General features: G+C 33.1%; 15 protein-coding genes. 9 read left to right on the forward strand and 6 right to left on the reverse strand.

What is annotated here, in order from left to right; genetic code table 11:
- Positions 1 to 113 precede the first annotated feature (113 nt).
- The 4 genes from leuS (at position 114) to G4D72_RS09540 (ending at position 5513) form a co-directional block, all read left to right on the forward strand.
- Entirely contained in the window at positions 114 to 2972 is a 2859-nt protein-coding gene (gene leuS, locus G4D72_RS09525; RefSeq protein WP_166077452.1) for a leucine--tRNA ligase, read from the forward strand.
- Positions 2973 to 3259: 287 nt separating this feature from the next.
- On the forward strand, positions 3260 to 3931 hold the full coding sequence (locus G4D72_RS09530) for a hypothetical protein (protein WP_166077453.1): 672 nt from the start codon (positions 3260 to 3262) through the stop codon (positions 3929 to 3931).
- A gap of 117 nt (positions 3932 to 4048) precedes the next feature.
- Positions 4049 to 4720, forward strand: coding sequence for a hypothetical protein (locus G4D72_RS09535; RefSeq protein WP_166077454.1), 672 nt, complete (start codon positions 4049 to 4051; stop codon positions 4718 to 4720).
- Positions 4721 to 4811: 91 nt separating this feature from the next.
- Entirely contained in the window at positions 4812 to 5513 is a 702-nt protein-coding gene (locus G4D72_RS09540) for a zinc metallopeptidase (protein ID WP_166077455.1), read from the forward strand.
- A 104-nt stretch (positions 5514 to 5617) separates the two neighbouring features.
- On the opposite strand, the gene G4D72_RS09545 is transcribed toward G4D72_RS09540, so the two are convergent.
- Positions 5618 to 6088, reverse strand: coding sequence for an Lrp/AsnC family transcriptional regulator (locus G4D72_RS09545; protein ID WP_166077456.1), 471 nt, complete (start codon positions 6086 to 6088; stop codon positions 5618 to 5620).
- A gap of 75 nt (positions 6089 to 6163) precedes the next feature.
- Positions 6164 to 7525, reverse strand: coding sequence for a saccharopine dehydrogenase family protein (locus G4D72_RS09550; RefSeq protein ID WP_166077457.1), 1362 nt, complete (start codon positions 7523 to 7525; stop codon positions 6164 to 6166).
- A 120-nt stretch (positions 7526 to 7645) separates the two neighbouring features.
- Here G4D72_RS09550 and G4D72_RS09555 point away from each other — a divergent pair, with 120 nt between their 5' ends.
- Complete coding sequence (locus G4D72_RS09555) at positions 7646 to 8029, forward strand: DUF423 domain-containing protein (RefSeq protein WP_166077458.1); 384 nt, start codon at positions 7646 to 7648, stop codon at positions 8027 to 8029.
- 72 nt (positions 8030 to 8101) lie between these two features.
- Complete coding sequence (gene pckA / locus G4D72_RS09560; protein WP_166077460.1) at positions 8102 to 9727, forward strand: phosphoenolpyruvate carboxykinase (ATP); 1626 nt, start codon at positions 8102 to 8104, stop codon at positions 9725 to 9727.
- Between the two features lie 136 nt (positions 9728 to 9863).
- On the opposite strand, the gene G4D72_RS09565 is transcribed toward pckA, so the two are convergent.
- Positions 9864 to 10613: a uroporphyrinogen-III synthase gene (locus G4D72_RS09565; RefSeq protein ID WP_166077549.1), complete on the reverse strand. Its 750-nt coding sequence runs from the start codon at positions 10611 to 10613 to the stop codon at positions 9864 to 9866.
- Between the two features lie 22 nt (positions 10614 to 10635).
- Positions 10636 to 11295, reverse strand: coding sequence for a DUF4271 domain-containing protein (locus G4D72_RS09570; protein ID WP_317165241.1), 660 nt, complete (start codon positions 11293 to 11295; stop codon positions 10636 to 10638).
- Between the two features lie 105 nt (positions 11296 to 11400).
- Between G4D72_RS09570 and G4D72_RS09575 the strand changes: the two genes are divergently transcribed.
- Genes G4D72_RS09575 through G4D72_RS09585 form a run of 3 tightly spaced genes read left to right on the forward strand, consistent with a single transcriptional unit; the run spans position 11401 to position 13813 of the window.
- Entirely contained in the window at positions 11401 to 12123 is a 723-nt protein-coding gene (locus tag G4D72_RS09575) for a polyprenol monophosphomannose synthase (protein ID WP_166077462.1), read from the forward strand.
- The gene (locus tag G4D72_RS09580) at positions 12124 to 13467 is read left to right on the forward strand and encodes a dihydroorotase (RefSeq protein WP_166077463.1); all 1344 of its coding nucleotides are present in this window, start codon (positions 12124 to 12126) and stop codon (positions 13465 to 13467) included.
- Position 13468: 1 nt separating this feature from the next.
- Entirely contained in the window at positions 13469 to 13813 is a 345-nt protein-coding gene (locus tag G4D72_RS09585) for a DUF4296 domain-containing protein (RefSeq protein ID WP_166077464.1), read from the forward strand.
- Between the two features lie 41 nt (positions 13814 to 13854).
- Here the strand turns inward: G4D72_RS09585 and G4D72_RS09590 are convergent, their stop codons facing one another.
- Positions 13855 to 14631: a DUF3050 domain-containing protein gene (locus G4D72_RS09590; RefSeq protein ID WP_166077465.1), complete on the reverse strand. Its 777-nt coding sequence runs from the start codon at positions 14629 to 14631 to the stop codon at positions 13855 to 13857.
- Positions 14632 to 14746: 115 nt separating this feature from the next.
- The gene (locus G4D72_RS09595; RefSeq protein ID WP_166077466.1) at positions 14747 to 15925 is read right to left on the reverse strand and encodes an acyl-CoA dehydrogenase family protein; all 1179 of its coding nucleotides are present in this window, start codon (positions 15923 to 15925) and stop codon (positions 14747 to 14749) included.
- Positions 15926 to 15953: the final 28 nt, after the last annotated feature.

Consider the following 15953-nt stretch of genomic DNA (forward strand, 5'->3'; position numbering starts at 1 on the left):
GAAGCAGTAACAGTCGCAGTATACAGTATACAGAAATTGCATAATGTTGAAAAACTGAAACTGAAAACTGAGACTGAAAACTGAGACTTAGACTGAAAACTGAAACCTAGAACATGAAATACCATCACGAAAAAATCGAAGCCAAATGGCAACAGTATTGGGCAGAAAATCAAACTTTTGCTGCAAGTAATAACTCGGACAAACCAAAATACTTTGTTTTAGACATGTTCCCTTATCCTTCGGGAGCAGGTTTACACGTTGGACATCCACTAGGTTATATTGCTTCTGATATTGTGGCACGATATAAAAGACATCAAGGCTTTAATGTATTGCATCCACAAGGGTACGATTCGTTTGGTTTACCTGCGGAACAATATGCGATTCAAACCGGACAACATCCAGCAGATACGACTCGCATGAATATTGAAGGTGGTGTGGATAAATCAGGAAATACGATTCAAGGATACAGAAATCAGTTAGACCGAATTGGTTTTTCTTTCGATTGGAGCCGTGAAGTTCGCACGTCTAATCCAGAGTATTACAAACATACACAGTGGATTTTCATTCAATTATTCAATTCTTGGTATAATAAAAATTCAGATAAAGCAGAAGATATTTCGACTTTAGTTGCCATTTTCGCTTCAGAAGGAAATGCCAATGTAAATGCGGTTTGTGATGATAATATCGCACCTTTTACAGCAGCAGAATGGAATGCTTTTTCATCAGAACAACAACAAAAAATACTTTTACAATACAGATTAACTTATTTAGCCGAAACCGAAGTCAACTGGTGTGCGGCTTTAGGAACCGTTTTAGCTAACGACGAAATTGTAAACGGCGTTTCAGAACGTGGTGGACATCCAGTAGTTCGTAAAAAAATGACCCAATGGAGCATGCGAATTTCGGCTTACGCAGAACGTTTATTACAAGGTTTAAATCAAATCGATTGGAGTGAATCGATCAAAGAATCTCAAAGAAATTGGATTGGAAAATCAGTTGGAGCCATGGTTTCTTTCAATGTGAACAATCACGAAGCGAAAATTGACGTGTTCACAACTCGACCTGATACGATTTTCGGCGTAACCTTTATGACTTTAGCGCCAGAACACGAATTGGTTGCTCAAATCACTACTCCAGATCAAAAAGCTGCGGTGGAAGCCTATGTAGAAGCCACAGCCAAACGTTCAGAACGTGAAAGAATGGCTGATGTTAAAACCATTTCAGGCGTTTTCACAGGTGCGTATGCCGAACATCCTTTTACCAAAGAACCGATTCCAGTTTGGATTGGCGATTACGTATTAGCCGGTTACGGAACAGGTGCAGTAATGGCCGTTCCTTGTGGTGATGAGCGTGATTATGCTTTCGCGAATTTCTTCAAAGGCACGAACGGAATGCCAGCGATTAAAAACATTTTCAACCAAGATATTTCAGAAGCCGCTTACGGCGAAAAAGGTGGTTTCGAATTAGTAGATTCTGATTTCTTAAACGGATTAGATTACAAATCTGGAACCAAAAAAGCCATTGCCGCTTTAGAAGAAATCGGCGCAGGAAAGGCTAAGGTAAATTACCGTTTACGTGATGCTGTTTTCTCTCGCCAACGTTATTGGGGTGAACCTTTTCCAGTGTATTATGTGAACGGTTTACCACAAATGATTGACAAAAAACACTTGCCAATCGTATTACCAGAAGTAGAAAAGTATTTACCAACCGAAGACGGACAACCACCTTTAGGTAATGCAACCGTTTGGGCTTGGGATTCTGAAACAAATCAAGTGGTAAGTAATGAAAAAATAAATGACACTAGTGTCTTTCCGTTAGAATTAAATACTATGCCAGGTTGGGCGGGTTCTTCTTGGTATTGGATGCGTTATATGGATGCGCACAATACAGAAGATTTCGCAAACGAAGAAGCCTTAAAGTATTGGGAAAGTGTCGATTTATACATTGGTGGAAGCGAACATGCCACCGGACATTTATTATACTCGCGTTTTTGGAATAAATTCTTAAAAGACAGAGGTTACGCACCAACCGAAGAACCCTTCAAAAAACTGATCAATCAGGGAATGATTTTGGGAATGAGTGCAATAGTTTATAGAGTTTCTGGAACAAATAAATATGTTTCTAAGAACTTAAAATCTGAATATGAAACTGAAGAAATTAGAATAGATGTAAATCTTGTAAATGCTTCAGATGAAATTGATTTAGAAAGATTAAGAAATTGGATTCCTGAATTTAAAGAGGCAGAATTTATTACTGAAAATGGTAAATATTTTGTAGGTCGCGAAATTGAAAAAATGTCTAAACGATGGTATAACGTAGTTAATCCAGATGATATTTGTGAAGAATATGGAGCCGATACTTTACGTTTGTACGAAATGTTTTTAGGTCCGTTAGAGCAATCTAAACCTTGGAACACGGCTGGTATTACAGGTGTTTCTGGTTTCTTGAAAAAATTATGGCGTTTGTATTTTGATGATAATGGTTCAGTTATAGTTAACGACGAACCAACGGCTGACATGTACAAAGCGTTACACAAAACCATCAAAAAAGTTACGGAAGACATTGAGAATTTCTCTTTCAACACGTCGGTTTCTCAATTCATGATTTGCGTGAACGAATTGCAACAATTAAAATGCAATCACCGTGCGATTTTAGAACCATTAGCTATTTTAGTTTCGCCATACGCGCCACACATTGCTGAGGAATTATGGTCGACTTTAGGTCACGAAGGTTCGATTGCAACAGTAGCTTTTCCAAAATTTGAAGAGAAATATTTAGTCGAATCAGAGAAAGAATACCCAGTTTCTTTCAATGGAAAAATGCGTTTCACGATAAAGTTGCCGTTAGATTTAACCGCAGCACAAATCGAAGAAATTGTAATGGCCGACGAAAGAACACAAAATCAATTACAAGGCAGAACGCCGAATAAAGTGATTATCGTACCAGGAAAAATTATTAATTTGGTGGGATAATAATTAAACAATAAGTCAATTGGTCAATGTGCCAATTCCTAAAATCTAATCTTTTAGAGAGGTAATTATAATTCGGGTTTCAAAAAAATTTGAAAATATAATAACCGCAGCTTCGCAGATTAAGTTCTGAAAAGCTGCGGTTTTTTCTTATGTTAATTTAATTTTCTATAAATTTTTGTTTCTAATTTCATAAATCAAAAACTACTACAGCCAAAAGAAAAAGTTAGAAAATGATTGGTAATTCATTTTTGTTTAGTATTTTTACATAAACATTAAACAAAAATATTATGAAAAAAATAATTCTATCCGTTCTTTTGTTAGTAGCCACGCTAACAAGTGCTCAAGAAACGAACAACGAAAAGAATCCAGACAAGTTAAAAGCTTTTTTCACCTACGGTTTAAACTTTCAGGTTCATGATGAGTATGCCATCAACTCAAAATTAAATCAGGCAGGTTTACCTGAATTAAAAACTACAACGCCTGAGCTCTTTTTAGGGATGACGTTTTTCGGAAAAAAATATTCTGGAGATTTAGATTTTGGCTTCTTAAATTCGAAAAATGAAAACGATGCAAATGAAAATAAATACATCGGATTTACAACTCGATTAAGAGTTCACTATAACGTAGTTAATAAAGAAAAAATTGCATTTACCACAGGTTTAAATATCTCAAACACTACAGGAGAATTAAATATTTATTCGAAAAACAATCCTATTGATTTAAATAATTTAGTTCCTGATTTTAATTCTGGTCACGTTTCGCTTAGAAATAACTTGTATTATGCAGGTCCATCAGCTTCTGTGTATTTCTTCAAAAATAAAGCTACGCAACTCCGACTCAATGTAGGATACGAATTTGCTTTTTCTAAAGGAAACTGGAAATCAGATTATGGAAATGTGTTGAATTCGGTAAATGAAAGAGGCAACAACCGCTTTTTATTTGGCTTAACAATTATGTAAAGTAACTGTTACAGCTATTTTCAAAGTAAAACCGCAGATTCGCAGATTATACGCTGTAAATCTGCGGTTTTTTCATGTAACAACAATTGATTCCTTTCTACTAATAAGGAAAAAAATATGAGATTCATATCCTTTTTAACGTTTGTATATTGCTTGAATGTAAATGCGCAAGTAAATGACTATACTTTGGTAAAAGACCATTTTAAATTATTTGTTGGAGTAGGCGCTTCATTCAATAATGGTTTTGAAATTAATTCTTACCTAGCTAAAAACAATATTCAAACCATAAATCCTGTTCAAATTAATGCCAATGCAGGTTTAATTTACTATGGTGATGATGTGGATGTTGACTTGGGATATGAATTATTTGCTTCTGGAGATAGTAACGAAAAAACAAAAAACAGATATATTTCGAATGGAATAAAATTGAGATCGCATTATGTTTTTCAAATTGTGAAAGATTTTGAAATTGGTACGGGTTTTAATATAAGTTATGCCAAACGAAAATTAGCCATTTACTATACCGATTATACCTTAGATTTTAATAATTTACCAGCAGACGTTAATGGAAATCAAATTTCATTATTCAATGAAAAAGCATTAATTGGGCCCTCTTTATGTTTGAAATTTAAAGAAGTTGGAAAAAGACACCAACAAACTAAAGTCACTTTTTCTTATGAGCTTCCTATTAATAATAAACCTTGGGAAAGTAGTTTTCTAAAGTTGGAGAATAAAATTTTTGAAAAAAACAGAAATCAATTTCTAATAAATGTATCATTTACTTTATAAGTAATTATTTTAATGTCAACTTGTCATTTTTAAAATTTGGCTCATAATTTGATGAATATTTTGTAACTTTAAATTTTTAAAATTAAAAACTATGTTTGATTTACCTTACATGATACTAATTGGAGCCATTGCTCTATTCAGTTGGATAGTGAGTTCACGCTTAAAAAGTAAGTTTGAACATTATTCTAAACTAACACTAAGAAACGGAATGTCTGGTGCTGAAATTGCAGAAAAAATGCTTGCAGATCATGGTATTCTTGATGTAAAAGTAATTTCTACACCTGGAAGATTAACAGACCATTATAACCCAGCAGACAAAACCGTTAATTTATCAGAAGCGGTATACAACCAAAGAAACGCAGCCGCAGCAGCAGTTGCAGCTCACGAAGTTGGACATGCTGTACAACATGCTCAAGCCTACGAATGGTTGACGATGCGTTCTAAAATGGTACCAATGGTTAACATCTCTTCAAGTTTGTCGCAATGGTTAATTATGGGTGGAATTATTTTAGGTTTTGCTTCAAAATCTGGAATTGGATTTTATGTAGCTGTCGCTGGTTTAGTTTTAATGGCAGTAGCTACAACATTCAGTTTTATAACTTTGCCAGTAGAATACGATGCCAGTAACCGAGCTTTAGCGTGGTTGAAAAACAAAAACATGTTAGGCCAAGAAGAATACGCTGGTGCTGAAGATTCTTTAAAATGGGCCGCTAGAACATACTTAGTTGCCGCTTTAGGTGCATTAGCCTCATTATTGTATTGGGCGTACCGAATTTTAGGCTCAAGAGAATAACTTCTAAAATAAAACAAAAAAGTCCGTCAATTCATTTTGACGGACTTTTTTTTATCTTAAAATATGAAATTACAAATTCCAAATCGTAAATCGTAAATCGTAAATTACAATTGTATTTGTCTTTCGATTTGTTGTTCCAAAGAAATATATGTTTCCGTTCGAGAAACACCGTTTATAGTTTGAATTTTTTTGTTTAGTAACTGCATCAAATGTTCGTTATCTCTACAAATAATTTTTGTTAGAATACTCCAATTTCCTGTGGTATAATGCGATTCTAATACTTCAGGAATTTTTTTTAATTCTTTCACAACCTCTGCATTATTAGAGGCTTTTTCTAAATAAATTCCAATAAAAGCCATCGTTTTATAGCCCAACACTTTGTTATCGACCACATATTTCGAACCAGAAATTACGCCAGCCTGTTCTAATTTTTTTAATCTTTGATGAATGGCTGCTCCTGAAATTCCGAGTTTATTTGCAATTTGAAGAATTGGTTTTCTGGCATCTTCCATTAAGTTACGAAGGATTTCTTTGTCAATTCCGTCTATTTCAATTTGTAAGTGATTTATCTTCATAGCTTATAATTTTAAATAAAAAATCCGAAATAAGTTACTATTTCGGATTAAAGTTAAGCAATATTTTTAAATTCTTTACATCGAATAATTATATCCAAAATAAGGCACTTCAAATTCTTTAAATACAACTCCGTATTCTTCAAGTTCTTTTAAAATAGGATCATATACTTCTTTGGTAATAGGCAATTGAACACCTGGAGTTGAGATTTCACCATTTAGTATTTTTACAGCCGCAATAGCAACAGGCAAGCCAACGGTTTTAGCCATAGCAGTATACGTTTGATCGTCGCCTAAACACACCATAGTAGAATCAATTTGTTTCTCTTCACCATTCATTTCGTAACCAAATTTATGATACATGACAATCATGTCTTTATCTTCGGGTTGTAAGGTCCATTTATCAGCTAATATTTTTTCTAACATTTGAGCTGGTGTGGCGTTTTTTAGTCCAGAAACTGTAGTTTTACTAAATAAATCTAGCTCTAATAATTTATCCCAAATTACATCATCTTGATCGATTCGTAATTGATGTCTGAATTTAATTTCAACAGAATCAGTAGGATGATACGGCAAAAATAAGTTCACAAATTCACGGTTACTCATGGTTTCAGAATCGTCAACAATAAAGGTATCGTCGGTCATTCCTAATTGTACAAAAACATCCCATGCTTTAGAAAAACCCACTCTTCTGATCGTACCACGGTAACAAGTTTGGGCATGCTCTAAGCCATAAATTTCCCTATATTTTAAAGAATCTCTGTTCGCATAAGCTTCAAATCTTCCAAACCCTTCTACTTCTAAAAATTCGGTTCTTCTGAATAATTTATGATAAGGAATGTATTTATAAGTACCTTCTTGTACAAATTTTGCAGCACCACCTTGTCCGGCTAACACTACATTTCTTGGATTCCAAGTAAATTTATAATTCCATAAATTGGTATCACTTTCTGGAGCTACTAACCCACCACAAAACGATTCAAACAAGATAATATTACCACCTTCGCTTTTTATATTATCCATAATTTTCATGGCACTCATGTGATCAATTCCTGGATCTAAGCCAATTTCGTTCATTAAAACAATATTGTTTTCTTTCGCCACAGCATCTAAAGCTTGCATTTCTGCACTTATATATGAAGCAGTAACCATATGTTTTTTATAGAAAATACAATCTTTGGCTACTTCAATGTGCATGTGAGCCGGTAACATAGAAATGACTATATCTGAGTTTTTAATTTCATGTTTACGTTGCTCGGCATTAAAAACATCAAAAGAAATGGCTCTAGAATTTTTATGATTTTGGGTTTTCTTTTTGGCTAAATCTTCTGACAAATCGGCAATTGTTACAAATAAACGTTCTGTTTCCGACTTGTCCAATAAATATTTTATAAGTGAAGAAGCGGATCTACCAGCTCCAATAATTAAAATCTTTCTCATTATTTCGTTAAAATATCACACGAAGGTAATAAAATGTTGTATTCCTTAAAAATAAAACCCGCTATTTATAAAAAAAGTTGGTTTGAAGTTTAGTACATTTGTAATAAAGTTAGAAAAAAAATGGAAAAGAAAATTGTATTAGCAGCATGTTTACTTGGGTTTTTAGCGATAATTTTTGGCGCATTTGGTGCGCACGCATTAAAAAAAACACTTACACCAGAACAATTAACTTCTTTTGAAACAGGAGTCAAATACCAAATGTATCATGCCTTGTTTTTACTGTTTATAGGAATGTCTCAAATGATACATGCTAAAGAAAAAGCCGTATTGTTTTTTTTGGTTTTAATAGGCGTATTCTTTTTTTCTGGATCCATTTATATATTAACTACAAGCGCCATAACTGGAATAAAATCTAAAGTATTCGGACCGATAACACCAATTGGCGGTTTGTTTCTCATCTTATCCTGGGGATACTTATTTTATGCAATTTTGACGAAAAAGTAACAGAAATCGTAATTTTGTCAAATTATTGTTTAATTTTGCACTTTAAATAAAAGCAACATAACTTATTATTTTATGGATACATACGCTCAATCTACGAAAACGATTTCGTTAGAAAAATATGGAATCAAAAATGTTAAAGAAATCGTTTACAATCCGTCATACGATTTACTATATAACGAAGAGTTAAGCAACAACCTACAAGGCTTTGAAAGAGGTCAATTAACTGAACTTGGTGCAGTTAATGTTATGACTGGTGAATTTACTGGTCGTTCTCCTAAAGATAAATATATTGTTAAAGATACTACAACAGAAAACACAATTTGGTGGAATTCTGAAAAAGCAGTTAACGACAACAAACCTATCTCAACAGATACTTGGAATGCTTTAAAAGAAACTACAGTCACACAATTATCTGAAAAAAGATTATTTGTAGTTGATGCTTTTTGTGGTGCTAACGAAAATACACGTTTAAAAGTGCGCTTCATCATGGAAGTTGCTTGGCAAGCTCATTTTGTAACGAACATGTTTATCCGTCCAACAGCTGAAGAACTAGCAAATTTTGGCGAACCAGATTTCGTTGTAATGAACGGTTCAAAAACTTCTTTTAAAGATTACGCTGCTCATAATTTAAATTCTGAAGTATATATAGCCTTCAATTTAACAGAAAAAATTCAGTTAATTGGTGGTACTTGGTATGGTGGAGAAATGAAAAAAGGGTTATTCGCCTTAATGAATTACTATTTACCTTTACAAGGAATATCATCTATGCACTGTTCGGCTAATAAAGGGAAAGATGGTGATGTAGCTGTTTTCTTCGGATTATCAGGAACAGGAAAAACCACTTTATCAACTGATCCGAAACGTGAATTAATCGGTGACGATGAGCACGGTTGGGATAATGATGGCGTTTTCAATTTCGAAGGCGGATGTTATGCTAAAACTATCGATTTAAGCGCAGCCAACGAACCAGATATTTTCAATGCGATTCGTAAAGATGCTTTATTAGAAAACGTTACGGTTGATGCTAATGGAAAAATCGATTTTAAAGACGGTTCAGTAACACAAAATACTCGTGTTTCTTACCCAATTTATCATATTGACAATATTGTTAAACCGGTTTCCAAAGCAGGTCACGCGAACAAAGTTATCTTCTTAACAGCTGACGCTTTCGGAGTAATGCCTCCAGTATCTAAATTAACTCCAGAGCAAACTAAATATTATTTCTTATCGGGTTTTACAGCTAAATTAGCGGGAACAGAAAGAGGTGTTACACAACCCGAACCAACGTTCTCAGCTTGTTTTGGAAAAGCATTTTTAACTTTACACCCAACAAAATATGGTGAAGAGTTAGTGAAGAAAATAGAAGAACATAAGGCCACTGCTTATATGGTTAACACAGGTTGGAATGGAACTGGAAAGCGTATTTCTATTAAAGATACACGTGCTATTATCGATGCGATTTTAGATGGTTCTATTGAAAATGCTGAAACTACTGTAGTACCAACATTCAATTTTGTAGTTCCTACTACTTTAAATAATGTTGACTCCAATATTTTAGATCCAAGAAATACCTATGCAGATCCTTCTGAGTGGACTGCTAAAGCAGAAGATTTAGCAGGAAGATTCATCAAGAACTTTGTTCAATATACAGACAATGAAGAAGGTGCTGCTTTAGTAAATGCAGGTCCGAAATTATAAGAATAAAACCACCAAAATACTACTTCAAAAACGCCTTGACTATTTCAAGGTGTTTTTTTTGTAATCAATTGATACATGTACAAAAAAAAGCGCTCATTTCTGAACGCTTGATCATTTTAAACTGAGCTAAAAGCAATTATTTGCCTTTATTAACCTCAGCTACATATTTTTCTAAGGCACCTGTCATTGATGGTGTCCCAGGCGCTGGCGCCATGATATCGACTCTTAAACCGTGCTCCAAGGCTTCTTTTTGAGTGGTTGAACCAAATACAGCTATTCGCGTATTATTTTGTTCAAAATTCGGGAAATTCTTAAATAACGACTTAATCCCAGTTGGACTAAAAAACGCCAATACATCATAGTAAACGTCTTTTAAATCGGTTAAATCACTCATAACCGTTTTGTAGAAAATTCCTTGTTTCCAATCTACTTTTAAACCATCAAGTGTTTGTGGCACATCATGATTCAATTGATCTGTATTTGGCAATAAAAACTTCTCGTCTTTATATTTTTTAATAAGCGGTGCTAAATCGGCGAAATCTTTCTGACCTACATAAATTTTACGTTTTCTGTACACCACATATTTTTGCAAATAAAATGCAACAGCTTCAGATTGACAAAAATATTTTAAATCCTCAGGAATTTTATATCTCATTTCTTCTGCTACTCTGAAAAAATGGTCTACTGAGTTTTTACTAGTAAATATAATTGCAGTAAAATTATTTAAATCGATTTTCTGAACCCTAACTTCTTTTGCCGAAACGCCTTCTACATGAATAAAAGGCCTAAAATCAATTTTTACCTTAAATTTATTTTGCAGATCATAATAGGGAGAATTCTCCACTTTCGGTTCTGGTTGAGAAACCAAAATCGTTTTTACTTTCAAATTTGACATATCTAACAAATTCCTAATTTTTCGTTACCCAATAATACATGAAATAATACGGTGCTATTTCAAGCGTGCAAAGATACAAAATAAAATAAAACAATTTACCTATGATTATCTTTTGATAAGTTTTTACTAAAAAATAATAGGTAAACACATTGTAAAGTAAGAAAATACACAGAATAACATAAAAAACTTCTTTAATTGGAGTCGAATTATAATACAAAACAATGTTAACTGGTAGTAAAATGAATCCTAAAAAAGCTCGGTAATTGGTTTTTATCAAATTAAATTGATCGACCATACTTTCAGAATCAATGGCAGTTCCTACAATTTTTTCAATTAAAAATTTCGAAAGTATAAACACAAAAAGAAAGGTAACAATTTGAATGTAGGTAATGTAATTATCTGTTTTTGTGTAATTAAAAAAGCTTAAAAGCAGTAAAATGAAAAATGAAAACGATATTAACTGTATGATAAACATGGAAATTGTAAACCAGTTTAATAAGTTATTGGTGTCTTTGTAAACTTTGTTGTATTTGTCTGAATAACCTAATTTTATAAACTCGTTAAATCGAACAGAAAAAATAGATTTATTAAGCGCAATGATTGCAATGGCTAACACAAATAAAACTGTGGCCCAATCTTTATTTACTAAAATTCGTTCTGATAATTGCATCATATTCATAACGCAAAAGTAACAAAAAAAACAACTATGAATTAATTATAATATTATTAAGACATTAAATCTAAAAAAATCTTAATTTTGCAACGAAAATAAAATCACATGTCAGCAGGAATAGTAATTATACCTACCTATAACGAAATTGAAAACATTGAACGAATTGTTCATGCTGTTTTTCAATTGGCCTCAAACTTTCACGTATTAATTGTCGATGATAATTCACCTGACGGAACTTCTCAGAAAGTAGTCGAATTACAACAACAATATGCGGGAAAATTATTTTTAGAAGTACGCACAAAAAAATCTGGGTTAGGTACTGCTTATGTGCATGGTTTTCAATGGGCTTTGTCTCATAAGTATGAATATATTTATGAAATGGATGCTGATTTTTCTCACAATCCTAACGATTTAGAAAAACTATATTTAGCGTGTCAAAACGGCGCAGATGTAGCAATTGGTTCGAGATATTCAAAAGGTGTAAATGTAGTAAACTGGCCGTTAAACAGAGTTTTAATGTCTTATTTTGCTTCAGTATATGTGAAATTTATCACGGGAATGCAAATTCATGATGCCACAGCTGGATTTATTTGTTACAAGAAAAATGTTTTAGAAACCATAAATATTGATAAAATAAAATTTGTGGGTTATGCCTTTCAAATTGAAATGAAATACCGAGCTTTTGTACACAAATTTAAAATTGAAGAAGTACCAATTATTTTTACCGACAGAACTTTAGGTGAATCTAAAATGAGTGGCGCCATTATCAGAGAAGCAGTTGTTGGTGTAATTATGTTACGAATTAGAAAAATATTTAACAAACTATAAATGAGCACATTTTTAATTAAAAATGCAAGAATTGTAAATGAAGGAAAAATCTTTGAAGGAGATGTATTAATTGAAAATGAAAGAATAAGTCAGATTGCGGAAAGCATAAGCCCTAAAACTTCAAACTGTGTTATTATTGATGCAGAAGGTAGTTTTTTATTGCCTGGAGTGATTGACGATCAAGTACATTTTAGAGAACCTGGCTTAACCCACAAAGGTACTATTTCTTCAGAAAGTAAAGCCGCAGTTGCGGGTGGAATTACTTCATTTATTGAACAACCTAACACCGTTCCAAATGCCATTACGCAAGAGTTATTAGAAGACAAATATGTAATTGCATCCCAAACATCGCATGCGAATTATTCGTTTATGATGGGCGGAACAAATGATAATTTAGAAGAAATTTTAAAAACCAATCCTAAAAATGTAGCTGGAATTAAATTGTTTTTAGGCTCTTCAACTGGAAACATGTTAGTTGATAATCCGGAATCGCTAGAAAAAATATTTTCTTCAACCAAAATGTTAATTGCGGTTCATTGTGAAGACGAAGCGACAATTAAAGCGAATTTAGAAAAATATACTGAAGAATTTGGCGAAGACATTCCGGTTAACAAACACCATTTAATTCGAAGTGAAGAAGCTTGTTATTTATCTTCATCAAAAGCAATTGAATTGGCGAAAAAAACAGGAGCCCGTTTGCACATTTTCCATGTTTCTACTGCTAAAGAAACTGAATTATTTACGAATAAAATACCTTTAGAAGAGAAAAAAATTACAGCAGAAGTTTGCATTCATCATTTATGGTTTACGGAAAAAGATTACGATACAAGAGGGAATTTAATCAAATGGAATCCAGCTGTTAAAACACAAAACGACCAAGATGGCTTATGGAAAGCTTTGCTTGACGACAGAATCGACGTAATTGCAACAGATCACGCTCCACATACTTTAGAAGAAAAACAAAAGAAATATACTAGTTGTCCAAGTGGTGGTCCGTTAGTACAACATGCCCTAGTAGCCATGATGGAAGCCTATGTTAAAGGCAAAATTTCTGTAGAAAAGATTGTAGAAAAAATGTGTCATAATCCAGCTAAACTATTCAAAATAGAGAATCGTGGTTTCATAAAAGAAGGTTATTATGCAGATTTAGTTCTAGTAAATCCGCACATGCCTTGGAATGTGAAAAAAGAAAACATTATTGCTAAATGTGGCTGGTCGCCATTTGAAGGCATCAACTTTAAATCGAGAATTACACATACTTTCGTGAATGGAAAACTAGCATACGCTAACGGAAAAGTAAAAGATGTAATTGCAGGACAACGATTAACGTTTAACAGAGAATAAAATGAAAAAAATCATTTATCTAAGTTTAGTGTTGGGAACTTTTGCTTGTAGCGATAATCCAGTAAAAAAACCAAAAATAGTATTGGATGAAGAAACTATGGAGAATATTTTATTTGATGTAGCTATATTACAAGCAGCAAAAGCTAATTCTCCAGAAGTTTTAACCAACAACAATATCGATTCAAAAGATTTCATCTATAAAAAATATAAAATCGACAGCGCTACTTATCATCAAAACAACAGATATTATGCTGGAAACGTACGAAAACACAAGCATATGCATAAAAGAATTTTAGAAAGAATAGAAACACTTTCTAAAAAATCTCAACCCAATAATAAGAAATAAAAAAAGCCCCAAAATTTATAATTTGGGGCTTTTTTTTACGATTAAACTAACTGAGTTGTAATGGCTTTATCTATTGCGTTCCATAACTCAATTCTCATTTGTAAAGAATCATGTGCTACTTGCTTTACTTCTGCCCATTTTTTTGGCGAATCTCCACATAATTCTTCTATCATTTTCATAGCCATTGGTCCGTGTTCATCAGCGTCTAATTCGATATGTCTTTCAAAATAATAAATTAGTTTTGATAAATTCACATCTGGGAAATTCACTTGAAAATTTCTTAGAATTTCTGTAAACATATTCGGAATTAAATCTTCTCTTCCAAAAGTAAATGCCGAAGCTATTTTATGCGGTTCTCCTTCTTCTACAATCGTGAAAGTGTAAGTTAAGAAAGCTTTTACTTCTTCTGGTAATTTTGAAGCTTTAATAGAAACGAAAATATTCTTAGTTTTTTCAACATTCGCTAAAAATTCAAAGATATGATCGGTACTCGCACCACATTCTTGCATCGCATCGATATACATTTCGAAATGACTTTGTCTTTTCCCATCGAAAGAAATATCGGTTTCTTCTGCTACAACAATTTCATTAATTAAATATCTAATTTCAGGATTACCAATAGGTTTCCATGGGATTGATACTGATGTTAAATGAATTTGTAAACCTTTTAACAAAGACATAAAATCCCAAACAGCAAAAACATGATATTCTAGAAAGGTGTGCAATTCTTCAACAGAAGTCACATTCTTGTATAGTGAATGGTTTAATAATTCTTGTTTATGATGTTCAATACTTTTTTTAACTTCTTGTGTGTTCATCGTACTAAAATTTATATATTTTTATTTACGTAATTTTGGACAATATAGTTTAACAAAAATAAAAATGCTTCCCTCAAAAGAGAAGCATTTTATATCAATTTTATCTATTGTTTAATTATTTAAATGCTGGGAATCCAGTAACGTCCATTCCTGTAATTAATAAGTGAATGTCGTGAGTTCCTTCGTAAGTTACTACAGATTCTAAATTCATCATATGACGCATGATTGAATATTCACCTGTAATTCCCATTCCGCCTAACATTTGACGTGCATCACGAGCAATTGTTAAAGCCATATCTACGTTATTTCTTTTGGCCATAGAAATTTGAGCTGTTGTAGCTCTACCTTCGTTTCTTAGCACGCCTAATCTCCAAGTTAACAATTGTGCTTTTGTGATTTCAGTAATCATTTCAGCCAATTTTTTTTGTTGTAATTGTGTCGCACCGATTGGTTTATCGAATTGAATTCTTTCTTTAGAATATCTTAAAGCCGTATCGTAACAATCCATAGCTGCACCAATAGCGCCCCAAGCAATTCCGTAACGTGCTGAATCTAAACATCCAAGTGGCGCCCCTAATCCAGATTTGTTTGGCAATAAATTTTCTTTAGGTACTTTTACATTATCAAAAATAAGTTCACCAGTTGCGGATGCACGTAACGACCATTTATTATGAGTTTCTGGAGTGGTAAAACCTTCCATACCTCTTTCAACGATTAAACCGTGAATTCTTCCTTCTTCATTTTTGGCCCAAACTACTGCGATATCTGCAAACGGCGCATTTGAAATCCACATTTTTGCACCATTTAAAAGATAATGATCGCCCATATCTTTAAAATTAGATGTCATTCCTCCTGGGTTCGATCCGTGGTCTGGCTCTGTTAAACCGAAACAACCAATCCATTCACCTGTTGCTAATTTTGGCAAATATTTCATGCGTTGTGCTTCGTTTCCGTATTTCCAAATTGGATACATTACTAAAGAAGATTGCACTGAAGATGTAGAACGCACACCAGAATCACCTCTTTCAATTTCTTGCATAATTAATCCATAAGAAATTTGATCTAAACCTGCACCACCATATTCAACTGGGATATATGGACCAAAACCACCAATTTCACCTAAACCTTTTACAATTTGCTTAGGAAATTCGGCACGTTGTGCGAAATCTTCAATAATTGGAGAAACTTCTTTTTTTACCCAAGCTCTTGCAGCATCACGTACTAATTTATGCTCATCTGATAATAAATCGTCTAACAGATAGTAGTCTGGCGATTGAAATAAATCTGGTTTCATATCTTGTAATTTATGGTTGTTGTTTTAA

The organism is Flavobacterium difficile, from assembly GCF_011392115.1.
In the GTDB taxonomy this organism is placed as follows: domain Bacteria; phylum Bacteroidota; class Bacteroidia; order Flavobacteriales; family Flavobacteriaceae; genus Flavobacterium; species Flavobacterium difficile.

Bases quoted from the DNA above. Each gene is read 5' to 3' on its own strand.
- G4D72_RS09535 (WP_166077454.1), top strand. From the start codon at position 4,049: ATGAGATTCATATCCTTTTTAACGTTTGTATATTGCTTGAATGTAAAT.
- G4D72_RS09570 (WP_317165241.1), bottom strand. From the start codon at position 11,295: ATGATGCAATTATCAGAACGAATTTTAGTAAATAAAGATTGGGCCACA.
- G4D72_RS09575 (WP_166077462.1), top strand. From the start codon at position 11,401: ATGTCAGCAGGAATAGTAATTATACCTACCTATAACGAAATTGAAAAC.
- pckA (WP_166077460.1), top strand. From the start codon at position 8,102: ATGGATACATACGCTCAATCTACGAAAACGATTTCGTTAGAAAAATAT.
- G4D72_RS09545 (WP_166077456.1), bottom strand. From the start codon at position 6,088: ATGAAGATAAATCACTTACAAATTGAAATAGACGGAATTGACAAAGAA.
- G4D72_RS09555 (WP_166077458.1), top strand. From the start codon at position 7,646: ATGGAAAAGAAAATTGTATTAGCAGCATGTTTACTTGGGTTTTTAGCG.
- G4D72_RS09550 (WP_166077457.1), bottom strand. From the start codon at position 7,525: ATGAGAAAGATTTTAATTATTGGAGCTGGTAGATCCGCTTCTTCACTT.
- G4D72_RS09540 (WP_166077455.1), top strand. From the start codon at position 4,812: ATGTTTGATTTACCTTACATGATACTAATTGGAGCCATTGCTCTATTC.
- G4D72_RS09580 (WP_166077463.1), top strand. From the start codon at position 12,124: ATGAGCACATTTTTAATTAAAAATGCAAGAATTGTAAATGAAGGAAAA.
- G4D72_RS09595 (WP_166077466.1), bottom strand. From the start codon at position 15,925: ATGAAACCAGATTTATTTCAATCGCCAGACTACTATCTGTTAGACGAT.
- G4D72_RS09530 (WP_166077453.1), top strand. From the start codon at position 3,260: ATGAAAAAAATAATTCTATCCGTTCTTTTGTTAGTAGCCACGCTAACA.
- G4D72_RS09590 (WP_166077465.1), bottom strand. From the start codon at position 14,631: ATGAACACACAAGAAGTTAAAAAAAGTATTGAACATCATAAACAAGAA.
- G4D72_RS09585 (WP_166077464.1), top strand. From the start codon at position 13,469: ATGAAAAAAATCATTTATCTAAGTTTAGTGTTGGGAACTTTTGCTTGT.
- leuS (WP_166077452.1), top strand. From the start codon at position 114: ATGAAATACCATCACGAAAAAATCGAAGCCAAATGGCAACAGTATTGG.